The organism is Bradyrhizobium sp. BR2003 (assembly GCF_009720285.1).
GTDB classification, from domain to species: Bacteria; Pseudomonadota; Alphaproteobacteria; order Rhizobiales; family Xanthobacteraceae; genus Bradyrhizobium; species Bradyrhizobium elkanii.
The window spans coordinates 209,498-231,031 of the sequence record NZ_SMYJ01000024.1; the positions used below are offsets into that span (position 1 = coordinate 209,498).

Here is a 21,534-nt window from a genome sequence, read left to right on the forward strand (position 1 = left end):
ACATCCCCTCGCCCCATACGTTGCAGGCGGGAAAGGGAACGCGCCCTATTTGCGGACGCAGACTAGTCGCATCCTGCTCGATCAGACCAGGACGCGGACTGATTGACGCGCAGCAACAGCGATGGTCATTTCGCTCGTGGCACGCCGCACGGCTTGCGTCTCGTCCACGAGGCGGCGGACGGTGCGCGCGCAGCGGCCGCACTGCGCGCTGCAGCCGAGACAGCCATAGACCCGGCTGGTCGACCGAGTCCGCTCCGCTTCTGCGGCGGAGCGCACGTCCTGATCGCTCAACACATTGCACGAACAGACGATCATGACGCGGCTCTCGACGGAGAGCGCTGTTGTGCGCTGTGCTTGACGACCGCGAGCGGCGTCGTGCGGAAACTAATCGCCATCCGATTGTAGGCATTCATCAGGCCAACCGCGATTGTCAGGTCGGCGAGCTGCTTCTCGTTGAAAACAGCCGACGCCGCTTCAAATGCCTCGTCCGAAACACCTTGGTCTCCAAGGCGAGTCACGGCCTCTGCCCAGGCTAGCGCTGCCTTTTCCTGCTCGTCGAACACACTGCCGGCCTCGCGCCAGGCAGCTACGAGAACGAGGTGTTCGACAGATAGTCCGGCCTTGAGAAGGTCCTGCGAATGAAAGTCGATGCAGAAGGCGCATCCGTTGATCTGGGACACGCGGAGACACGCTAGGTTGATAAGCTGTGCGGGCAGTCCCGACTGATAAACGTATGCATGTACGGCGCCGAGTGCCTTCGCTCCAGCCGGCGAGGCTGCGTTGTAATCCATCCGCTGTGACATTGTTGATTCCTTCTGTTAGACTGTTTCGGTTGCTGTTCATGTCGGCGCCTTCGTCAGAAACGAAGGCGCCAGTTTAAGAGCAAGCGGTCAGTAGTCCCAGTTGACCGGCAGACAGCGAAACACGTCGCCGTCGACCTTCACATGGCAAATGCAGGGGAACGACAGGTGGGTGGCCAGCAGCAGTTCGCCGCTCTCCGCCATCTCCCGCAACAGACGGACCCGGATGCGGGCCGCCTCCATCGGGTTGTGCTCGAAGCCGTTGTGCACGTCGGGGTGGTCGAACCCGATCTGGAATACGGCATCGCCGGCGAACGTCAGCCGATCGCTGCCGGACCTGAGGCGGACCACACAGTGGCCGGGGGTGTGACCACCGGTGCGCTGGGCGACTACGCCCGGCGCGATTTCAGCCCGGTCCTCGAACGTCCGCAGATAACTGCGGTATTCGCGCAGGAACTTCTGCGCGGTCGATTCAAGCACCTCCGGGAAACCCTCCGGCATGGAGACGAGGGAGAAATCGGGCTTCGCCCAGAACTTGACCTCGGCGGCGGCCACGTGGATTCGCAGGTCCGGACGCAGCTGCTCCTTTACCCCATCGACGAGCAGCCCGCCGACGTGGTCCATGTGCAAGTGGGTCAGCACCACGTCGGTCAGGTCCGCAAGATCGATGCCGGCGGCCTCCAGTCGATGGGTCAACTGTCCGGCCTTCGGCAGGTTCGAGTTCACTCCCGCCCCGGAGTCGACCAGGATGGTTCGGCCGCCGCTCCGCACCACGACCACGTTCAGCGGCCAATCGAGCATTTCCGGCGGCAGCATCAGCTGGTCGATCACGGCCTGTCGGGCAGCCGGGTCGGCGGTAGCGACCAACACATTGGTTGGCAGATGCAGCACTCCATCGCTGATCACCAGCACGTCAATCTCGCCGACCTTCAGCGCGTAGCGCGACGGAACCAACTCGTCGTGCCTCGGCCTGAAGGGTTGTGGGGTGTAGTCCAAGCTCATGTTTGTCTCCTGTTGCACTTGTTGAGGTTCCTGGACGGTTCTCGGTCGAGCGGCCCGCGCTTTGCGAAGTGTGGCCCGTTCCGCGTGAAGGCTTAGAGGAAGCCGGTCACATCGGTCACACGCTCGGGATCGGCGGAGGCCAGCGCAGCGGCGCGCTGGGCCTTGGGCGGATAGATCCAGACGGTGTTGATCTCCTGCTTGGTCTTCTTGGCGACGTCGCCGACCATCGCCACCTTGCGTTCCCAGCCGGTCGTGAACAGCGCACCGGCTTCGCCGAGGTCGAGGCAAGTGACGTAACCCTTCTGGTGGTAATGTTTGGTCGGAACGCCCAGCAGCTCGGCGGCGGCGTTGTTGCCTGCGAAGGCGCCCATTCGCGTGGCGTGCTGGCACGACATCAGCGCGTAGTTGCCGTCATTGTCGCAGGCAGCGCGTGCGGCGTCGCCGGTGGCGAAGACGCCGTCCACTCCCGGTACGCGCAGATCGCGATCAACCAGCAGCCGGCCGAAATTGTCGCGTTCGGCGGGAATCTGCTGGGTCAAGGGCGCGGCGCGAATGCCCGCGGCCCAGATCACGGTCTCGGTTTCGATGCGTTCCCCGCTGGAGAGCGTGATGCCGGATTCATCGAGCGAGGCGACGCCGGCGCCGAGCCGGGTCTCGACGCCGAGCCTGCGTAGTGCGTCTTCGATGACGGGGCGGGCGCCTTCGCCCATGTCGGGGGCGATCGCCTTGTTGCGGTCGACGATGATGACGCGCGGCGTCGCCTTCTTGCCGAAGATCTCGCGCAGCCGCGCCGGCATTTCGGTTGCCGCCTCGATGCCGGTGAAGCCGCCGCCGGCGACGACGACGGTGTCGCGGCCGTTCACGGCAGGTCGGTCGGGGAGGCCGTGCAGATGCTTGTCGAGGGCAAGCGCATCATCGAACGAGTCGACGGCAAAGCCGTGCTCGGCGAGGCCCGGAATATTCGGACGGAACAGTTTGCTGCCGGTGGCCACGACCAGGCGGTCGTAGGACAGCGTCTTCCGCGTTCCCACGCCTGTCGCGATTTGCACCTTGCGGGACTTGGTGTCGATCGTCTCGGCGCTGCCTTGCACGTGGTTGACGTCGATGGCGTTGAGGACATCGAGCAGCGGCGCCGTCAGGGTCTCCGGCTTCGGCTCGTAAAGCCGCGGACGGACGACGAGCGTCGGCTCCGGCGCAACCAGCGCGATCTCGAGCTCTTCCGGTGAAACGCCGCGGATATCGCGCAGGCGTGCGGCGGAGAGGGCGGAATACATGCCGGCGAAGCCGGCGCCAATGATGACTAGTCTCATGTGTTTTCTTCCTAGTTTGGACTTCCAAAAGTCCGCGCGCTCCCGCCGCCGCCCTTCATCAAGGGTGGCGATCGACGACGACGCGAAGGCGTGAAACGAAGGCGTAGCTCGCTATGGCGTGAGGCACTCCGGCGACGAGCGCGCCGACATCGGAGACTTCAACGACCAGCCTTGTCGAAGAACAATCGGCTGAGCCGTGCTCATGATGGAGATCGCGGGATAGGTCCTCTGCACGGACTGCACCGGGATTTCCACCTCCTCGCCCGCTGCGGAGGTGAAGCGGACGGCCAGCGAAAGCCCGTATACGAACGCAGTAGCAAGACCGCGTCGTCGCGATGCAATTGCAAGCCGGTTGACGAAGGTTTTCCAGATCATCGTCGATCTCCATCGGCGTTCGTGGGCACTATGATGGTCTAACTGATGCCGGGTACCGCTGCCCCTGAGGGATTGCCGTACCTGTCGAGCGATTGCTGCTAATGAATGCGTTTGCGCCAGTCGCTCGGCACGGGGTCAAACCCCGGCAAAGGGCTGGTGCTTGGCGCGCCATTTTGGGCCGGGGCCACGCATGTAGTGCAGCTCGGGCCGATAGCTGTCACGTACGTCCAGAACCAGGTTGTGAATGAAGCCGGCGAAGTCGGAGACTGTCTCAACCGTCTTGCTGGTAAGATCAGACATTGCGGACCAGCGCGAGAAATTTGCTGCAATCGCACGGGAACCGACGATGCTCTTGCGGATCATCTTTTTTCTCCATCCGGTTGGATGTGGGCACCGTGATGATCTAGCGGATTTGAGCTGCGGCTGCCCCAGAGCGATTGCCGTACCTGTAGAGCGATTGCTGCCAACGCATGCGCCTGCAGCAATCGCTCGGCTCTGGCCAGTCACTTCCTGAATGCGGCGGCGAACGCGGCCTGCAGGGAATGGCGAAGTGCGGCTGCCATTGACACGATCGCTTCGGTACTACGCAGCATGCTCATGTGCCGCAGGGACGTAGCTCGTTTCGACGGTCCAGGAATCCTGGGGCTGGCTGTACAGACGCCAGAAGTGCTCGGCCACCGCAGAGGCCTCCTTCGATTCCGGAGAAACAAGGGTGCAGACCGTCACTGTCGCGACGTGAATTCCCTTCTCCCGGAACGGTTCGAAAAGCCCGAGAGCCAAGGCGCGAATGCCGGCCTTGCCGATGCTTACCGAGAGGTAGTCCGGGTGGGGAGCTAGGGCGAAGCCACCTCCCGTCAAAAAGATGGCGCCGGACTTCTGCTCTTCCATCTTCGGGGCAACAGCCTGGGCGGCGACAAGCGCTCCTCCGATGTTCACCGCGAGATCATCGTTGAAGCTGTCGCGAGGCTGTTCAGAGAGGGTCGCCTTTCGCGCGGATGCGGCGTTGTAGTGCAAGACGTCGATAGAGCCGTGCTGTTTCTGAACTTCAGCGACCAACTCCGCAATGCTCTTCGGATCGCTGGAGTCCACTTGGCGAGCGTCTGCCTTGTACCCTTTCTTTATCAATCTTTCGGCTAGCTCTTGCGTCCTGGCGACGCTCCGGGCGGCCAAAACCACCTGAAAACCTTCTCTGGCAAAGCGTTCGGCGGTTGCGAAACCGATTCCCGGGCCCGCTCCGATGCTGAGAAATGTCTTCATCTCCTGTCTCCTTTCGATGTTGCACTTGAAACGGGTGAGATCACGGTTGCCGAAACCATCACCGCATGTGTTTGCGCCATTCGCTGGGGGTCTCGCCGGTCAGCTTCCTGAACGCCGCAGCGAAGGCGCTCTGGGAGGAATAGCCGAGCGCGGCTGCGACCGAGACGACCGACACGTCAGTGTCTCGCAACATGTTCATGGCCTGCTCGAGCCGGTGCTGGCGTAACCATGCGTGCGGCGAAAGCCCGGTGCTTTCCCTGAAGGCGCGGCAGAAGTGGAAGCGCGACAGACCAGCATCGGACGCCAGCGCCGCGAGCGAGACATCCGCATCGCTGTCCGAGTGCAGGCGTTCGATGGCGCGGGCCAGCACCTTGGGCGACAGTCCGCCCATGATCGGCCGGAACGTTACTGGCGCGCCGGCATGAGCTGCGAGCAGCCGCGTGGCCAGAAGGTCGGTCAATTGGTGCCTGAACAGCGTGTCCAGCGCCTCGCTGCCTTCCAGTGCGTCCGCCGCACTCAGCAGCAATCGGGCTGTAACGGGGTCGGGATGGGCAGTTCGCTCCACAAGGTCGGTGGGATCGCCTGCTCCGGCTTCGCGGGCTACGCGGTCCAGCGTTGCCTGCGGGAGGTAGAGCTGAAGCACGCTCAATGGGTGATAGATATCCCATCGTGAGGATGAACCGGCCGGAATGATCGTCAGGGTCCCGGGACGCGTCATTCCGTTCGCAAACGTTTTCCCGTCGCGGCGCTCGAACCGCACTGGCTCGGCGGGGAAAGCCATGATGACATGATCGACCATGGGTTTGACGATGTCGTGCAGGGGATCATGCCTCCAGAAGGTGATCACGCCGTTGGATGGGTCTGAAGCCATGCGCAGTGGTGCCGTCTTGAGCACGCGCGTCATTTCCTCGTCGGCGTGAGGACGTTCGCCGACCGACATATCTCGCTGCTGTACCTGGGATGTGTCTTGCTGGTTCTGCGAGATATCTCGCAGGAGTGATTTGCTCATGGACCTGTTCTCGTCGTTGAGAGGGCCTAGTTCGAGCGCTCGGGCGTTCTTAGCGCCTTACGGGTCTGGAGTCTCTCCTAAAGTGACCGCGCCTTGTCCGCTCCGGCTAGAAGCGTTCAGTCTCGAAGGCGTGGGCCCAGTCCCTGATCCCATGCTGGCGTCGCTCGTTTGAATTCCCGGCGAGCAAGCGCGGCGGCGGGTGATGGTCAGCGAGCGCGCATGGCCCGAATATTTTCCTTTCACCACCGCAAAGCATCGAAGACGTGGGCGGCAAAAATTCCGATGCTGAGAGCGAAAAGGACTGCTGCAATAGTTTCAAACATGTGACCTCATACGCGGGTCCAAGCAAGACGCTTGGCTGCGGAGTCAGAGTCGGGTGGTCGCAGAAGTGTTAGCGTGGTTTGAACTCGATGATCTCCGGTTTCGTCTCGGAGAAGACGAAACCTAAGTTGAGGGCGTTGGCCGGTACCGCCCGATCACGCCGACGATCACGACGGCGAAGAATACCAGCACGACGCCCTGAACGATGACGAACGGCGGCTCGGCCGGCGGCACGCTCGGCGCCAGCGCATGCAGCTTCGGTACTTTCAGGAAGGACTGGATGACCAGCACGAATACGTTGAGATAAAGCGCGACCGAGGCGGTCAGTGCATAGATCCAGCGCCACGAGCCGGTGAGTTTCATGCCGTAAAGTGCGAAACAGGCGATCGACAGCAGAACCAGCGAGAGAATGCCGATCATGTGAGACGGCAAGAACTTTTCGAACAGCAGCGGTGGGATCAGAAACCCCGAAGCGCTGGTCAGGATAGTGAACGCAAGGAACGTCGCAGTGAGTCCGGGCATCTGCTTCGAGCCAAGCATCCCGAACATCACGACTACGCCCGCCACGATTGCGATCAGGCTGACGATCACATGGACCGTCACCAACATCGTCAAGCTCAAACCCGGCATCATGATGCGCTCCCGAAAAAGAGGACGCCGTCCCTGGCAGTAGAAGAAGTCAAACATCTGTTGCACACCGCTATCGTCTCCGTGTCATTGGCATGGACACGACGACATCTAGCGAACCGGGTGTGCCGTTGCCCCCGAGCGATTGAGCTAGTTGTAGAGAGATTGCGGCCGACGTGTGCACCGCGGCCGTTCGGTCCAATTCCGCCGCGCCGCCCGGCGGCAGAACGGTTGCCGTTTCTGTCGAGCGATTGCTACTAACGCATAGGCCTGCGCCAATCGCTCGGGTTCTCGCCGGTCAGCTTCCCGAACGCGGCAGCGAGGACGGCACGTCCGCTATTGGCCCTTCTCGAACCTCCGGCGAGGTCCGCCTTCTCGCCGCTGTCAGGGTGAAAGCGGACATCAAGCGCCCCTCACCCAACCCACTTGATGAGTACCCGGCTTGGCTATTTGGTCAGCGGCCACCATCGAGGCAAAGCCGCGGGCAATGAATGCTGCCAAAGCGATGTTCGCCTAGAGGCGATTCCGTTTCGGCTGGATCCGGCGCGCCTCGCGCTCGATCGAGGCGGCGACCAGCGGCGCCTGGTCGGCTGCGATCGGCGGCGAGAAAACGAAGCCCTGCACGAGGTCGCAATCGAGCGTGCCGAGCACATCCACTTCGGCGGACAATTCGGCGCCCTCCGCCACGACCGTCATGCCGAGCCCGTGCGACAGGGCGATGATGCCGCCGAGCAGCTTGCGCTTCTCCGGCGCGGTGGAAATGCCATCCACGAAGGCCCGGTCCACTTTCAGGCAGTCGAACGGCAGGCGCGTCAGGTAGCCGAGCGAGGAATAGCCCGAGCCGAAATCGTCCAGCGCCAGCCGGGCGCCCAAGCCGGACAGCGCCGTCAGCGTGCGGCTGATCCGTTGCTCGGTATGATCCACGAACAGGCTTTCGGTCAGCTCCAGGCAGAGCAGCTCCGCCGGGAAGCCGGTCTCTGCCAGGATGGCCGAGACCGCGGTCTCGAAATCCACGCTCCAGATCTGCGCCGGCGAGACATTGACCGAGATGGAGCGCGGCGGCAGCCCGGCATCCAGCCAGGCGCGGCCCTGCCGGCAGGCCTCGCGCAGCACCCAGAGGCCGAGGTCGACGATCAGGCCGGAGCTTTCGGCGATGGGGATGAACTCCGCCGGCGAGATCGGCCCGCGTTCGGGATGGCTCCAGCGCAGCAGCGCCTCGAAACCGGTGACGCGGCCGGTCTTCAGATCCACCTGCGGCTGGTAATGGGCCTCGAGGGCGCCGGCCTCCACGGCGTGGCGCAGATGGCGGCCGAGATCGAGCCTCTCATCGACCGCCTGCGCATAGACCGGCTCGAACAGCTGCGCCAACCCTCGCCCGGCCTCCTTGGCCATGTAGAGCGCGAGGTCTGCGTTGCGCACAGCGGCCTCCGCCGTCGCGCCATGCTCCGGCAGGCGGGCGATGCCGATGGTGGCGCCGACCGAGGCCTCGCCTTCGGCGAGATCGACGGGGCCGGACAGTTTGCCGATGAGCCGATCGGCAAGCCCGGTCAGCGCGGCGTCGGACGTGTCGCATCCGTCCGCCAGCACGGCGAATTCGTCGCCGCCGAGCCGGGCGATGAAGGCGCGCGGCCCCAGGTCCTGCCGCAACGCAGCCGCCACCTTGATCAGCAATTCGTCACCGGCGGCATGGCCGAGGGAATCATTGACCTCCTTGAAGCGATCGAGGTCGATGAGCAGCAGCGCACCAGTCCGGCCTCCCTGGGAGCAGCCTTCGGTCAGGGCGGCGAGCTGGCGCGTGAACAGCGCGCGATTGGCAAGGCCGGTCAACGGATCGCTGTAGGCGAGCTGCTCGAGCTGGCGCTCGGCTTCCTTGCGCTCGGTGACGTCCTGCACGGTACCGATGATGCCGATGACCTTGTCGTGGGCAACCTCCGCCTTGCAGATCACAGCCAGATCGCGGGGCATGCCGTCCGCGTGCAGGATGCGCAGGTCGGTGGCCTCGGTCCGGCGGGTGCGCAGCACGCGTTTCTGCACCTCCCGGAAGCGGTCGGCGTCGCCGTCCAGGAAATAGGGTTGCATGTTCTCATCGGTCGGCTCGAACGTGTCGGGCAAGCCGAGCAGCTGGTAGAGCTCGGGCGCCCAGATCGTGCGGCCGCTGTCCAGCCGGTGGCTCCAGGTGCCGATCTTGCCGAGGCGGTGGGCCTCCTCCAGCGCCCGCGTGCGCTGGTCGAGCAGCGCCTTGGCCGCCCTGAGCTGGGTGATGTCGCTGGACGTGCCGCGGTAGCCGAGAAAGCTGCCGTCATCGGCGAAGATGGGCTTGCCGCTGGTGCAGATACTGACGCGCGAGCCGTCCTTGCCGATCAGCGTATAGGTGAAGTCGCGAAAAGGGCGGTGGGCCTCCATATCGGCGCGGTGCCGCGCCATCGCCTCCCCATCCTCGGGCGCATAAGTCAGTTCCCAGCGCGCCTTCCTGCCGGCGGCCACCGTCTGGAACGCCGCATTGCCGGCAAGCGATTTGGGATAGGGCAGCAGCCGATGCTCGGCGTCGCTCTCCCAGCACCAGTCCGAGGCGGTAGAGACAAAATCGGCCAGCCGTTGCTCGCTCTCCGCCAGGCGCCGCAGTGCGGAGGTCTCCTCCGTGACGTCGCGGACGATGCCGGACACGCGTCGAACCTGACCATGCGCGTCGAATTCCGGCTCGCCGTGCACCACACAGTCGAGCAGGCTGCCATCGGTACTGCGGAGTCTCGTGCGCACCGCATAGGGCCGCCCCTCCGTCCAGCAGGCCGCGTAATGCGCCTCCAAAAGCTTCCGGCTCTCAGGCAAATAGCGCTCGCGCACCGTGGCGATGGGGATGTAGCCGTCGGCGGTCTCGAATTCGTAGAATGCGGCGAGCTCAGGCGATATCCAGAGATCGGTCGCGGCGGCGCTCTGCGACTCCCAGTAGCCCATGCGGGCCAACCTGATCGCACAGCGCAGCGATCGCTCCTCATGCCAGCGGCGACGCGCTTCCCGGGTCGGGACCTGCCCTTGCGACAATTTGCGAGCGGCCATCGGTCCCCAACTCAACGCGAGCGTACGCAGCTAACAGGCTAGCATATGGCCTCACAACCTTGGAGCAACGGCGGTGACGAGACGAGGTTCTTCCGCTTCTTTGGTGTAGTTTCGGTGAATTCTGCAACCGGCAGTCGGCGCCCGGCCCTAAAGCGCGATGTGATTGGGTTGAATCGTCATCGCGCTTTAGCTCTTTGTTTGAGCATGATCTCCGCAAACGCGTCCCGCGTTTGTCGCGAGGGAAAACCGCTTCGCACGTTTCCGGACCATGCTTTGCCGCCGCACGGCATCTTAACGGATCCGCAGCAGCTCGAGGTCGAAGTCGCCGGTAACGGCGGTCTCGATCTGGCAGCGCGAGAGTCCGATATCGCGCAACGCCCGGTCATCGAGCTGGCGCAGCGTCTTGATCGCCTCGCGGCGCACCCAATAGGTCGCGAGTGCATCACCCCACACTCGGAGCAATCGGAGCAATCCGCCCAACATACTGGGCCGCGCGGGCCCTGCGGCGGCTGAGGATATCGCTGACATTGTCGTCTCCTTCGCTGCCCATAGACAAAGCTACGCCGTTGACACAAATGCTGTTTCAGCGCCTGCGCCGTCGGAACCTCGGATTGCTTGCGCGCTCCTCGGTGCAATCATGGGCTTGTTCCCTCTTAAATGATCCGGTACATTGGTCGGAGCAAGTAAAATATTGCTCTCGGTGCAATAATGTCGAGGTTCGAATATCTGAAGCTGGCGGATGCGGTCGCCGCCGAGATCGCGAGCGGCGCGCTGAAGGCGGGCGACCGGCTGCCGCCGCAGCGTCATTTCGCCTATGACCGCAACATCGCCGTCTCGACGGCGAGCCGGGTCTATACCGAGCTGTTGCGGCGCGGACTGGTGGTCGGTGAAGTCGGCCGCGGCACCTTCGTCTCCGGCGAGGCACGCCGCGGCATCGCGGCCCCGACCGAGCCGCGCGGCGCCCGCATCGACCTCGAGTTCAACTACCCGCTGCTGCCGCACCAGGCGACGATGATTGCCAAGAGCCTCGAAGGGCTGGAGCGGCCCGAGGTGCTCGAGGGCGCGCTGCGGCCGGCAACCAGTTTCGGCACGCGGGCGGCCCGAACCATCTCCTCGGAATTTCTGGCGCGCAAGACCTGGACGCCAAATCCGGACCAGATCCTGTTCACCGCCAATGGCCGGCAATGCATCGCCGCCGCGCTCGCCGCCGTCGTGCCGGCCGGCGGACGCTGCGGCGTCGAGGCGCTGACCTACCCGTTCGTCAAGGGCATTGCCGCGCGGCTCGGCATCTCGCTGGTGCCGCTCGCGATGGACGAGCACGGCGTGCGACCGGATGCGGTGCAGAAGGCGCATCGCGAGGCGCATCTGTCTGCGATCTACGTCCAGCCGACGATCCAGAACCCGCTCAGCATCACCATGCCGCCCGAGCGCCGCGCCGAGCTGTTGCGCGTGGTGGAGAAGCTCGGCCTCGTCGTCATCGAGGACGGCGTCTACGGATTCCTCGACGATGAGGCGCCGCTCGCCGCGCTGGCACCCGACAGCTGCATCATGCTCGACAGCCTGTCGAAGAAGGTGGCGCCGGGCCTCGCGCTCGGCTTCATCGTGTCGCCGCCGCGGCTGCGCGAGAGCATCATGGCCGCGGTGCGCTCGGGCGGCTGGACCGCGTCGGGCTACGCCTTCGCCGCGGGGCAGCGGCTGATGGCCGACGGCACCGCCGCCGAATTGTCACGGCTGAAGCGGATCGATGCCGGTCGCCGCCAGCTTCTGGCGGCGAAGCATCTGGCCGATTTCGAAATCCAGACCAACCCGAAGTCGTATCATCTCTGGCTGACCTTGCCGCCGCATTGGCGCTCGCAGACCCTGGTCGCGGCCGCGGCGCGGCGCGACATCGCGCTGACGCCGTCGACGACCTTCGCCGCCACGCCGGGGCATGCGCCCAATGCGGTGCGGCTCGCGCTGGCCGCGCCGCCGATGGAGCAGCTCGACCTCGGCCTGCGGACTCTCGCAGGCATGCTGAGCGCGACCGAAGAGGATTTTGACTCGACCGAGTGAGTGCGAGGCCATCGCACGTCATCGGGCTTGATTGCGAACCGCCTTCGGCAGCAGCGCATCGGGCAATTGATCGAAGCTGTAGCGCCGCGGCCGGTTGCGCGTGACGAAGCCGCCGACCTGCCAGGTGAACAGCGCGGCAAAGCCGACCAGGAACAGCGCCCCCATCCAGTTCGCCGTCAGCAGCGCCATCAGCAGCAATCCGATCATTGCCACCGCAAGGCAGGCCAGCAGCGCCAGCGCGGCGGTGTACGTCTTCGGCCCGAGGCCTCCGACCAGCCTGGCGTTGCTGCCCGCCGCCTGCATCCGGCGATGCAGTTCGACGATGAAGTCGCGGTAGAGATGCCCCTGCGGCGCCACCAGCGTCGCGGTCTGCCAGGTGGTCGAGAGAATCGCGATCCGCCCGCCTTTGGCGTTGTCGATGTCGGCGCGAAACCGCTGCTGCTGCATCGAGACCGGGCGATAGGACAGTTTCACCGCGGAGATATCGGCATAGTCCCACACGCCGGTCCGGCCGGCGATCCGCCACGACAGCCCCTCCTCGGTCAGCTCGAACTGGTGCGCCGAGCCGATCAAGGAGGCGTTGTAGGCGTAGCGCACCGCCGTGCCCTCACCTGCCTCCGACCGGTCCTGCAACGTTGTTGGCAATTCGCCGTTCCACCCGTTCAAACGTACGCGCAAGACTCTCTGTTTGAGCATGATCTCTTCGGAAAACCGGTTTCCACTTTTCCGGATCATGCTCTGGCTTGCGCTACCTGTCGCGCCTATCCTACAAGCGAGCCATGCCCGAGACGACCTATTTTCCGCGTTATCTCATCCTCGGCGGCGCGATGATATCCGGCGTGCTGCTGGCGCTTGCCGTGCACATGCTCGGCGCGCGCTACGGGCTCGATCTCGGCGGCCTGTGGCGCTCCGATAGCCACGAGTTCATGCCGGCGGGCGCCGCGATTGCGTGGTGGCTGATCGCGACCGTCGGATTTTCGGGCGGCTACTTCACCGCCAATCTGATGCACAGCGCGGTGGCCGGCCAGATCCCGCATCGGATGCGCAACTTCCTGATCGTCGTCGGCGTGCTGATGCTGGCCGGCGCAGGCCAGGCCGCGTCGGCGCCGAGCTCGGTCTCAACCATTTCCGCCGTGCTCGCAGGCCTCGCCGCCCTGTGCCTCGGCGCAGTGATGGCGTTCTGCGGCGCCTATTTTGCCCTGCGCAAGAGCTAGAGCGTTTTCGAGCGAAGCGGACGCGGTTCGCGTGAAGAAAACGCGTCCAAACCAGAATCCAGCTTCCCGGCCTTCCAACTCAGGCGACCGACCGTTCCGGCGCCCTGCGCAACATCTTGGCGACGTCGGCTGCCGGCCGCGGCGGGCTGAACAGATAGCCCTGCGCCTGCGTGCAGCCCTCCTGACGCAGCAGGTCGAACTGGGTATCGGTCTCGACCCCTTCGGCGGTCGTGACGATGCCGAGGCTCTTGCCGAGGCCGGTGACCGCGCGCACGATCGCCATCGAGTCCTCGCGTGTCGCAAGGTCGGTGACGAAGGAGCGGTCGATCTTGATCTTGTCGAACGGGAAGCTGCGCAGATAGCTCAGCGAGGAATAGCCGGTGCCGAAATCGTCCAGCGAGATGCGGACGCCGAAGCCGCGCAGCTCATGCAGCACCGCGAGCGTCGCCTCGCTGTTCTGCAGCAGCACCGATTCGGTGATCTCGAGCTCGAGCCGGTCCGCCGACAGGCCGGATGCTTGCAGCGCCGCCTTCACCGACGACACCAGGTTCGGGTTCTTGAACTGCACCGGCGAGAGATTGACGGCAACCGCGACGGCCTCGGGCCAGCCCGCGGCATCCGCGCAGGCCTTGCGCAACACGATCTCGCCGAGCGGAACGATCAGCCCGGTTTCCTCGGCGACAGGAATGAAATTGTTCGGCGCGATCAGCCCGCGCTGCGCGTGATTCCAGCGAGCCAGCGCCTCGAAGGCGACCACTCGATCGCCCTCGACATCGCGGATCGGCTGATAGTAGACCTCGAACTCGTCATGCTCGAGCGCGAGCCGCAGGTCGCGCTCGAGCAGGCGGCGCGCCTGCGCACGCGCATCCATCCCGGTCTCGAAGAAGCGATAGGTGCCGCGGCCGTCGGCCTTGGCGCGGTACAGCGCAAGATCGGCCTTTTGCAGCAATTCGTCGGGATCCTTGCCGTCCTCGGGCGCGAGCGAGATGCCGATGCTGACGCCGATCACGAGCTGATGGCCGCCGATCTCGTAGGGCGCGGCGATCCGCTCGACCACGAGACTTGCCAGCGACGACACGACGGACGGCTCGCAATTGCTGCAGAACTGCACGATGGCGAATTCGTCGCCGCCCAGCCGCGCCACGGTATCGTGCTCGGTCACGCATTCGCCCAGCCGGCGCGCGACTTCGCGCAGCAGCGCATCGCCGATCGGATGTCCGAGCGTGTCGTTGATTTCCTTGAAATGATCGAGATCGAGACAGAGCACGGCCAGCTGGTCGGAGCGCTTGGCCAGTCTCGAGGCCTTCTCGAGCTGCTCGCGGAACAGCGTCCGGTTCGGCAGATTGGTCAGCGCGTCATGCCGCGCCATGTGCGAAATCTGTTCCTGCGCCTGCTGCCATTCGGTGATGTCTTCGAAGGTCGCGACCCAGCCGCCGCCCTTCATCGGCTGGTCGACGACGCGGATCGCGCGCTCGTTGCGGCTGACGATCCGCGTCGCGCTGTGGCCGGCCTTTGCCTCGGCGACGAGCGCGTTGCAGAACTCCTCGGGATCGCCGTCCCACTCGCCGATGGAATGGAGATCCTGCAGCACGTCGATCAGCAGGCGTCCCTGCAGCGGCACGCGACTGCGCCCCATCATCTCGCTGTAGCGCTCGTTGAACAGCATGATGCGGCCGTCGGCATCGAACATGCACAGCCCCTGCGACATGTTCTCGAGCGCGGTATCGAGCACCACCTTCTGCTTGTGAAGCTCGGTCTTGGCGCGACGGTCGAGGATCGAGGCGATCAGCGAGAGGCCGAGGATCGCGAAGGCCGCAACGGCGGTCATGAATGAGAGCACGCGCGGCGAGACCGTAAGTCCGCCGGAAACGATCGTCGGATCCGGGACGAGCGTCACCGCGCCCATCGCGGTGAAATGATGCGAGACGATCGCGACCGTCAGAAGACCGGTCGCGGCGGCGGTGGTGCCGAAACGTTCGCCACGCGTGGCAACGACCAGCGCGAGCGCGCCGAACAGGCTTCCGAACGCGATCGACGCGGCGACGATGCCGGGCGACCAGACGATACGCGCGGGCAGCTCCAGCCCGAGCATGCCGGTGTAATGCATCGCCGCGACACCGGCGCCGACGATCGCGCCGCCGGCCGCAACCGTCCGCCAGCGTTCGTCGAGCGTGGCGACGGCCAATCCGACGGCCAGGATCGCAACCGCGAGCACCAGCGACAGCAGCGTGATGGGAACGTTGTACCCGGCCTCGATGCCGGGATCGTACGCCAGCATGGCGACGAAATGGGTGGCCCAGATACCGCAACCGCCGACCGCCGCATCGAGGCCGATCCAGATCTCGCGGGCACGCCCCTGTGCGGCGCGGGCGCGGTGAAACAGGCTGATCGCGACGGCGCTGGCGAGCAGGCAGATCACCCCGCCAAGGACGACCAGCCGCCAGTCATGTTCCAAAGTGAGACAGGTCAGAACGCGATACATATAGGCCCCCTTTATGGACCTATAAGAACAGACGCATTCGTGTACGAACGGTAACCGCACTGCAGCAAGGTTCCACGCATGGTGAAGAAGCCTTGAATGCAGGCGATCGGGTCAGGGCGAGCGGAGATCCCTCGCCGCAGTTCGTCTCAACGCCGAGCCCGTGACCATGCCCCGATCCAGATCAGCGCAGCGGCCGCCAGCAGCACGCCGGCGGAGATGACGAGGGCCGCATGCAGGCCGGCGATGAAGGCCGCGGACCGGCTGACCATCGAGCCGAACAGCGCGACACCGAGCACGCTGCCGGTCTGCCGGGTCGCGTTCAACACCCCTGCCGCGATGCCGGCATGCTGCTGCCCGGCGCTGCCGAGCAGCGCCGATGTCAGGGGCGGCACCAGCAGGCCGAGGCCGCCGCTGATGGCCAGCAATTGCAGGCAGATCGCGAGATAGCGCGTACCGGGGCCGATGAACAGCAGCGCCAGGCATCCGGCGGCCGAGAGCGCGGCGCCGAGCGCGATTGTCGCCGGCGCGCCGATCCGCTCCGCGACATGCGGCGCGATCAGGTTGGCGGGCAGCACGGCGCCGAGCATCGGCACGAACGCGAGGCCGGTGGCGAACGCCGACAGCCCGTTGACCTGCTGGAAGTAGAGGCTGAGCACGAAGATCAGACCGTAGAACGCGACATTGACCAGAAGGCCGACCAGCGAGGTCAGGGCAAACATCGGGTGGCGGAACAGCGAGAGCGGCAGCATCGGCTGCGGCGCGCGCGCCTCTCGCCAGACGAACAGCACGGAGAAGACGGCGGCGAGAACAAAGCCTGCGATCACGAACGGGCTGCCCCAGCCGAGCGCGCCGCCTTCGATCAGCGCGCCGGCCAGCGTGCCGAGCGCGGCGATCGCCGCGACCTGACCCGGCAGATCGAGCCGGTGTTGCTGATGACGCGTGGTTTCGCCGGCAAAGCGCCAGGCGAGCCACAGGCCGGCTAGGCCGATCGGCAGGTTGACCAGAAAGATCGCGCGCCAGCCGACCAGCGCGATCAGTCCGCCGCCGACGAACGGGCCGGCGGTCAGCGCAAGGCTCGCGCCCGCGGCCCAGACCCCGACCGCGCGTCCCCGCGCCTTCTCGTCTTCATAGGCATGGCGGAGCAGCGCCAGCGAGTTCGGCACCAGGATGGCCGCGGCCAGCCCCTGCACGCAGCGGGCGGCGATCAGCGTCGCCGCATCAGGCGCGACCGCGCAGGCAACCGATGCCGCGGTGAAGATCGCAAACCCGGCCATGAAGATGCGCTTGGCGCCGATCCGGTCGCCGAGCGCGCCCGCGGTCAGGATGAAGGCCGCAAAGGCAATCGTGTAGGCGCTGACCACCCATTGCAGTTCGGCGACGCCGCCGCCGAGCGAGGCGCCGATCGCATTGAGCGCCGTGTTGACGATGGTGACGTCGAGTTGCACGACGCCATAGCCGAGACTCATCGCGGCGAGCGTCAGCGTCGCCGCGAGCCCGCTCGTTTGCTGATCTGACGCTGCGCACTCATCCGGCATGTGCCGGACGTTCAGGGATGTCTGTTGCATGGTCTTGTCCTTGCTCTCGGCAACCAATGCGAGACATAGGCCTTCGTTTCGCCGCAACACTTCGCCACCAATCGAAGTGTGGAATCGCATGCCTGGCCGGCCTGCCCGACGGCGGCCGGCTCGCGCGGCGTTTTGCCTCAATAGACCTACGGACCGCCCTCGCGCGCCTCACCCGGCCCCGAGCGCAGGGCCGATCACGCCCAAAGCGCCTGTCGACTTCACACTTTGGTAAACGCCATGGCCGGCTCAGGCGTCCCCAGGCTGATGCATATCGTCTATTCGCCTCGCGCCAACGAACCCGCACCGTCGCGGGGACGGCGGGAAAATCGGCAAAAAAGCCGACGAAATCGCCTGGAACGGCGGAACATGCAATGGCCCCGTCGCTGTCCTGCGACTCACATTCCGCAGAGCGAGAACATATGTAGCCAATATGACAATGACGCTGGACGAGGGCCGAAGCTTGGCTTGTCAAGGGCTGCACAACGCATCGGTTTTGCCTTATGGGTCATCGCGTACGGTGCGTTTGCCCGTCACCCGTCGCCGTCCGTGACCGGGTCCCACTGAAATTGCCGCCCCGCCGGGAGGATGAATGCTTCGGCTGCTGACCACGCTTGGGCGTGGTTTCAAGGAAAAGATCGGCTGGAAACGGCTCGGGATCGCCGCGAGTGTGTTGATCATCGCGTTCGCGATCACGTCGCTTGTTCACACCCTGAAGGGCGTCGATACCGGCATCATTCTCACCGCGCTCACCAACATCGCGCCGCATCGGATCGCGCTCGCGGCGCTCTGCGTGGTCGGGGCGTTCTGCACGCTGACCTTCTACGACTTCTTCGCGCTGCGCACGATCGGCAAGATCCATGTCCCTTACCGCATCGCAGCGCTGTCGAGCTTCACCAGCTACACGATCGGCCACAATATCGGCGCCACGGTCTTCACCGGCGGCGCAATCCGCTTCCGGATCTATTCCGACTACGGCCTCTCCGCGATCGACGTCGCCAAGATCTGCTTTCTGTCGGGCCTGACCTTCTGGCTCGGCAATTTGTTCGTGCTCGGCTTCGGCATGGCCTGGCACCCGGCGGCAGCGTCGGCGATGGACCTGCTGCCGCCGGCGATGAACCGGCTGATCGCGCTCGGCTGCCTTGCCGGCATCGGCGCCTATTTCGTCTGGCTCCTGACCGGCGAGAAGCGCCGCGAGCTCGGCCAGAACGGCTGGAAGGTGGTGCTGCCCTCGGCCAAGCTGACGCTGCTGCAGATCCTGATCGGCGTGGTCGATCTCGGCTTCTGCGCGCTCGCAATGTACCTGCTGATGCCGACCGAGCCGCATATCGACTTCGTCTCGCTGGCGGTCGTGTTCATCCTGGCGACGCTGCTCGGCTTCGCCAGCCACGCCCCCGGCTCGATCGGCGTGTTCGACGCCGCGATGCTGGTGGCGCTGCCGGAGTTCAGCAAGGAACAATTGCTGGCGACGCTGGTCGTGTTCCGCATCCTCTACTTCCTGATCCCGTTCGGGATCTCGATCTCGATCATGGGCATGCGCGAGCTCTGGCTCAACGTGGTGCAGCCCTGGCAAGAACGGAAACGACTAAGCCAAGCCTGCACGGCTTCGGCGACCGTGCGGCAACCGATCGAAAGCCGGCAGCAGCGGGTCAGGCAGCTGAAACGATAACAGACAAGGTTATCGGCCCTTGTGCGGGCCGCTCGACCCCGGATTTTCGATCCTCGCGGCCCCTTCTCTTATTTTCGCCGTACCGCTCGCGTCAAACCGCGCCATGATTGGCATTTTGGTTCGATTTTCGTTTCGGGTGACGGTCTGCAGCGTGCTGCTCGGCAGCGCGCTGGCCGCGGTATTCGCATCGGCCGCGGACGCGCAGGACAATCAACTGCAGATCTCCTGGGAGGTCCGCAACCGCTTCCGCCTGTTCCGCGAGGAACGTGACTTCCGCCTGCATGTCGAAAGCGGGCTTGGCCGCAGCGTGCTGGCCTCGGAACAGGCGCTGGAACTGCAAAGCGACGGCCGCGGCTGGGCGCGCAACACCGTGAACCGGCTCTGCATCGACCTGCAGGGCCGCGTCAGCGAGCCCTGCACGCGCGACAACGTCAAGGAAAGCTATCTGACGCCGATCGATCATCCGATCGTCGTGCGGCTCACCGGACCGGTTCCGGTCGGCGCGACCTGCGCCTGGTCGTTCGACGACGGCGACGGGCCGCAATCCTCGACATTCGATTGCGCCGAGCCGGTCAATCTACGCGTTCGCTACGGCCGCACCACAGTCGCGACCGTCGACGTCGCGAGCGGCTCGGACGCCAACCAGCGCGTAACGACGCCGATCGAGGTGCGCGACTTGCTGATTGCGGGCCTCGGCGACAGCATCGCGTCCGGCGAGGGCAATCCCGACCGCGCGATTGCGCTCTCCGACGAGGGGTTCTGCTTCCGCTCCTATCTCGGCGGGGCGCAATATTACCGGCCGAGCCGCGCCGGCTACAAGGGCGGCCGCGCCTGCGAAGCACCGGACACCCTGACCAACTGGCAGCGCCAGAGCGCGCTGTGGCTCAACTCGGCCTGTCACCGGTCGCTGTACAGCTACCAGACCCGCACGGCGCTCGCGCTCGCCGTGCAATATCCGCACATCGCGGTGACCTATCTGCCGCTGGCCTGCACCGGCGCCACCATCTCCGACGGCCTGCTCGGCTCGCAGCAGGCGCGGGAATGCCTGCCGACGAAGACAGCCAATACCTGCTCGGGCACCGTCAACGGCCAGATCGCGGAGTTGCGCACGGCACTCGCCGCCGCCAAGCGCCGTCAGCCGGACCGCACCCTCGACCTCGTGCTGCTGTCGATCGGTGCCAACGACATCTATTTCTCAGGCCTCGTCGCCAACGTGATCGTCGACACGCCGACCGAGCGCACGCTGTTCAGCCGCGGCGGCTCGATGGCCAGCGTCGACGATGCCCGTTCGGCACTGGCGCGCGACCTGCCGGCCGATTTTGCCAAACTGCGCGATGCGCTGAAGCCGCTGGTCGGCGGCGATCTCTCGCACGTGATCTACACGGCCTATGCCAATCCGGCGCTGGCCAATGGCGGGGCGCCCTGCCCCGGCGGCCGCGCCGGCTTCGAGATCCATCCCTCCTTCAACGCGGATCCCAATCGCCTCGCGTCGGTCTCGAGCTTCGTGCAGAACGAGTTCCTGCCGCAGCTCAAGGCGATCGCGCAGTGCCAGTCCGGCATCATCTGCCGCAATCCGCAGGCCGATCGCATGACCTTCGTCGATGCGCATCAGGACGCGTTTGCGAGCCATGGCTTCTGCGCACGCGCGTCGACCGATCCGGAATTCGACCGCGACTGCTTCGCCGCCAATGGCGACAGCTTCGTCTCGGACATCGTCGCCGCGGCCAACGAGCCACTCAAATGCGGCCGCAGCGCCGGCGAATACCGCGCCTATCTGCCGCGCGCGCGCTGGATCCGCGACGCCAATGACAGCTACTTCACGGCAATGACCTACCCGCAGGGCCTGCCGTCCTCGATGCAGCCAAGCGACATCCACGACGCGACATGGGGCATCCTGTCGGCGGTGTATGGCGGCGCGGTGCATCCGAGCGCCGAAGGCCATGCGGCGATGGCCGATGCCGCGGTCCCCGCGGCCGCTACCGTGCTGCAGTTGAACACCGCCGTGCCCGAAGTGATCTCCGAGCCGGTCGCGCCATTGCCGATGCCGATTGCACCAATGGGACAGCGCTGAACGCTCACGCTGCCAGGCAAGAGCGGAGCGTGAGCGCGCGCAGATCGGAGCGTTAGCCAGAGAGAAGTGTTAGTGCCGCTTCGTCGCGGGCACCGGCGCCGGCTTCGCTACAGCGGCTTGCGCCGGCAGATATTTGGCGACGATCGCGGGATCGAGCTGGGCCACCGCGGTGTCAGGCAGCCGGGTCCAGACCTCATCCTTGCCGAACAGCGAGATGCCGAGGAAGCCGCGCATCGTCAGCGTCTGACCATCGGCGCTCAACGTCATCTTGGCCTTGTAGACCTTGCCGTTGCGCGGATCGAGCACGTTGCCGCCTTCATAGGCGAGCCCGTTGCGCTTCATGTCGCGGATGAGCGGAATGCCGAGCCACGGCATGTCCTTGCGATCGTCGGTGCATTTCGAGCAGACCGGATTGGGCGGATCGCCGGGCGATGAAAACATCTTTGCGATCATGCCTTCGAACAGACCATTGCGCTCGATCACCAGGAACCAGCCCTCGGGCTTGCCGTCTTCGATCTTTTGCCACAGGCCGGCCGCCGACGGGTCGGCCGCCGAGGCCGCAAGCGGAGCAGCTAGCGCAAAGGCCGTGGCGATCGCGAGGATCAGCCGAAGTCTGGATAGCGTGTTCCGCATCATCATCACCTGATCAATCGACCAACTCGAGTACAAGCAAACTACGGCCATTTCACGGAGTGTTCCAGTACCCGCGCCGCGCAGGAAATGGCCCGT

19 protein-coding genes are annotated in these 21,534 nt (G+C 65.2%); 4 read left to right on the forward strand and 15 right to left on the reverse strand.

The window, feature by feature from the left end; genetic code table 11:
* Positions 1-81: 81 nt before the first annotated feature.
* The 11 genes from E2I15_RS17220 to E2I15_RS17270 all read right to left on the reverse strand — a co-directional run bounded on the left by E2I15_RS17220 (position 82) and on the right by E2I15_RS17270 (position 10,208).
* Positions 82-315, reverse strand: coding sequence for a (2Fe-2S)-binding protein (locus tag E2I15_RS17220; protein WP_137480143.1), 234 nt, complete (start codon positions 313-315; stop codon positions 82-84).
* Positions 312-803, reverse strand: coding sequence for a carboxymuconolactone decarboxylase family protein (locus E2I15_RS17225; RefSeq protein WP_137480144.1), 492 nt, complete (start codon positions 801-803; stop codon positions 312-314). The genes E2I15_RS17220 and E2I15_RS17225 overlap by 4 nt, the downstream gene beginning before the upstream one ends.
* A gap of 87 nt (positions 804-890) precedes the next feature.
* Entirely contained in the window at positions 891-1,802 is a 912-nt protein-coding gene (locus E2I15_RS17230; RefSeq protein WP_137480145.1) for an MBL fold metallo-hydrolase, read from the reverse strand.
* A gap of 92 nt (positions 1,803-1,894) precedes the next feature.
* Positions 1,895-3,112, reverse strand: coding sequence for an NAD(P)/FAD-dependent oxidoreductase (locus E2I15_RS17235; RefSeq protein ID WP_137480146.1), 1,218 nt, complete (start codon positions 3,110-3,112; stop codon positions 1,895-1,897).
* 111 nt (positions 3,113-3,223) lie between these two features.
* The gene (locus E2I15_RS17240; protein ID WP_137480147.1) at positions 3,224-3,487 is read right to left on the reverse strand and encodes a hypothetical protein; all 264 of its coding nucleotides are present in this window, start codon (positions 3,485-3,487) and stop codon (positions 3,224-3,226) included.
* Between the two features lie 135 nt (positions 3,488-3,622).
* On the reverse strand, positions 3,623-3,850 hold the full coding sequence (locus E2I15_RS38755; RefSeq protein ID WP_170991608.1) for a hypothetical protein: 228 nt from the start codon (positions 3,848-3,850) through the stop codon (positions 3,623-3,625).
* A gap of 219 nt (positions 3,851-4,069) precedes the next feature.
* Entirely contained in the window at positions 4,070-4,744 is a 675-nt protein-coding gene (locus E2I15_RS17250; protein WP_137480149.1) for an SDR family oxidoreductase, read from the reverse strand.
* A gap of 58 nt (positions 4,745-4,802) precedes the next feature.
* Complete coding sequence (locus E2I15_RS17255) at positions 4,803-5,753, reverse strand: helix-turn-helix transcriptional regulator (RefSeq protein WP_137480150.1); 951 nt, start codon at positions 5,751-5,753, stop codon at positions 4,803-4,805.
* A gap of 444 nt (positions 5,754-6,197) precedes the next feature.
* Positions 6,198-6,707, reverse strand: coding sequence for a hypothetical protein (locus E2I15_RS17260; protein ID WP_137480151.1), 510 nt, complete (start codon positions 6,705-6,707; stop codon positions 6,198-6,200).
* Positions 6,708-7,214: 507 nt separating this feature from the next.
* Complete coding sequence (locus E2I15_RS17265; protein WP_246729412.1) at positions 7,215-9,653, reverse strand: sensor domain-containing protein; 2,439 nt, start codon at positions 9,651-9,653, stop codon at positions 7,215-7,217.
* A gap of 393 nt (positions 9,654-10,046) precedes the next feature.
* Positions 10,047-10,208 carry a DUF1127 domain-containing protein gene (locus E2I15_RS17270; RefSeq protein WP_137480280.1) on the reverse strand — a complete coding sequence of 54 codons (162 nt, stop codon included), beginning with the start codon at positions 10,206-10,208 and terminating at the stop codon, positions 10,047-10,049.
* Positions 10,209-10,463: 255 nt separating this feature from the next.
* Here E2I15_RS17270 and E2I15_RS17275 point away from each other — a divergent pair, with 255 nt between their 5' ends.
* Entirely contained in the window at positions 10,464-11,807 is a 1,344-nt protein-coding gene (locus E2I15_RS17275; RefSeq protein WP_137480153.1) for an aminotransferase-like domain-containing protein, read from the forward strand.
* An 18-nt stretch (positions 11,808-11,825) separates the two neighbouring features.
* On the opposite strand, the gene E2I15_RS17280 is transcribed toward E2I15_RS17275, so the two are convergent.
* Positions 11,826-12,440, reverse strand: a complete 615-nt coding sequence (locus E2I15_RS17280) for a hypothetical protein (RefSeq protein WP_137480282.1) — start codon at positions 12,438-12,440, stop codon at positions 11,826-11,828.
* 146 nt (positions 12,441-12,586) lie between these two features.
* Here E2I15_RS17280 and E2I15_RS17285 point away from each other — a divergent pair, with 146 nt between their 5' ends.
* Positions 12,587-13,021: a hypothetical protein gene (locus tag E2I15_RS17285; RefSeq protein ID WP_137480154.1), complete on the forward strand. Its 435-nt coding sequence runs from the start codon at positions 12,587-12,589 to the stop codon at positions 13,019-13,021.
* A gap of 79 nt (positions 13,022-13,100) precedes the next feature.
* Here E2I15_RS17285 and E2I15_RS17290 read toward each other — a convergent pair whose 3' ends face one another.
* Both E2I15_RS17290 and E2I15_RS17295 read right to left on the reverse strand, forming a co-directional pair.
* Positions 13,101-15,503, reverse strand: coding sequence for an EAL domain-containing protein (locus E2I15_RS17290; RefSeq protein ID WP_137480155.1), 2,403 nt, complete (start codon positions 15,501-15,503; stop codon positions 13,101-13,103).
* Positions 15,504-15,649: 146 nt separating this feature from the next.
* Entirely contained in the window at positions 15,650-17,038 is a 1,389-nt protein-coding gene (locus tag E2I15_RS17295) for an MFS transporter (RefSeq protein ID WP_246668200.1), read from the reverse strand.
* A gap of 619 nt (positions 17,039-17,657) precedes the next feature.
* Here E2I15_RS17295 and E2I15_RS17300 point away from each other — a divergent pair.
* Together E2I15_RS17300 and E2I15_RS17305 are read left to right on the forward strand one after the other, a co-directional pair.
* Entirely contained in the window at positions 17,658-18,734 is a 1,077-nt protein-coding gene (locus tag E2I15_RS17300; protein WP_028337716.1) for a lysylphosphatidylglycerol synthase transmembrane domain-containing protein, read from the forward strand.
* Positions 18,735-18,837: 103 nt separating this feature from the next.
* Positions 18,838-20,805, forward strand: a complete 1,968-nt coding sequence (locus E2I15_RS17305) for an SGNH/GDSL hydrolase family protein (protein ID WP_137480156.1) — start codon at positions 18,838-18,840, stop codon at positions 20,803-20,805.
* A gap of 69 nt (positions 20,806-20,874) precedes the next feature.
* Here the strand turns inward: E2I15_RS17305 and E2I15_RS17310 are convergent, their stop codons facing one another.
* Positions 20,875-21,438, reverse strand: coding sequence for a DUF2147 domain-containing protein (locus E2I15_RS17310; protein ID WP_069277854.1), 564 nt, complete (start codon positions 21,436-21,438; stop codon positions 20,875-20,877).
* Between the last annotated feature and the right edge of the window lie 96 nt (positions 21,439-21,534).

Coding starts and splice junctions, on each gene's coding strand:
- E2I15_RS17220 (WP_137480143.1), bottom strand. CDS start 315: ATGATCGTCTGTTCGTGCAATGTGTTGAGCGATCAGGACGTGCGCTCC.
- E2I15_RS17225 (WP_137480144.1), bottom strand. CDS start 803: ATGTCACAGCGGATGGATTACAACGCAGCCTCGCCGGCTGGAGCGAAG.
- E2I15_RS17230 (WP_137480145.1), bottom strand. CDS start 1,802: ATGAGCTTGGACTACACCCCACAACCCTTCAGGCCGAGGCACGACGAG.
- E2I15_RS17235 (WP_137480146.1), bottom strand. CDS start 3,112: ATGAGACTAGTCATCATTGGCGCCGGCTTCGCCGGCATGTATTCCGCC.
- E2I15_RS17240 (WP_137480147.1), bottom strand. CDS start 3,487: ATGATCTGGAAAACCTTCGTCAACCGGCTTGCAATTGCATCGCGACGA.
- E2I15_RS38755 (WP_170991608.1), bottom strand. CDS start 3,850: ATGATCCGCAAGAGCATCGTCGGTTCCCGTGCGATTGCAGCAAATTTC.
- E2I15_RS17250 (WP_137480149.1), bottom strand. CDS start 4,744: ATGAAGACATTTCTCAGCATCGGAGCGGGCCCGGGAATCGGTTTCGCA.
- E2I15_RS17255 (WP_137480150.1), bottom strand. CDS start 5,753: ATGAGCAAATCACTCCTGCGAGATATCTCGCAGAACCAGCAAGACACA.
- E2I15_RS17260 (WP_137480151.1), bottom strand. CDS start 6,707: ATGATGCCGGGTTTGAGCTTGACGATGTTGGTGACGGTCCATGTGATC.
- E2I15_RS17265 (WP_246729412.1), bottom strand. CDS start 9,653: ATGGGCTACTGGGAGTCGCAGAGCGCCGCCGCGACCGATCTCTGGATA.
- E2I15_RS17275 (WP_137480153.1), top strand. CDS start 10,464: ATGTCGAGGTTCGAATATCTGAAGCTGGCGGATGCGGTCGCCGCCGAG.
- E2I15_RS17285 (WP_137480154.1), top strand. CDS start 12,587: ATGCCCGAGACGACCTATTTTCCGCGTTATCTCATCCTCGGCGGCGCG.
- E2I15_RS17290 (WP_137480155.1), bottom strand. CDS start 15,503: ATGTATCGCGTTCTGACCTGTCTCACTTTGGAACATGACTGGCGGCTG.
- E2I15_RS17295 (WP_246668200.1), bottom strand. CDS start 17,038: ATGCCGGATGAGTGCGCAGCGTCAGATCAGCAAACGAGCGGGCTCGCG.
- E2I15_RS17300 (WP_028337716.1), top strand. CDS start 17,658: ATGCTTCGGCTGCTGACCACGCTTGGGCGTGGTTTCAAGGAAAAGATC.
- E2I15_RS17305 (WP_137480156.1), top strand. CDS start 18,838: ATGATTGGCATTTTGGTTCGATTTTCGTTTCGGGTGACGGTCTGCAGC.
- E2I15_RS17310 (WP_069277854.1), bottom strand. CDS start 21,438: ATGCGGAACACGCTATCCAGACTTCGGCTGATCCTCGCGATCGCCACG.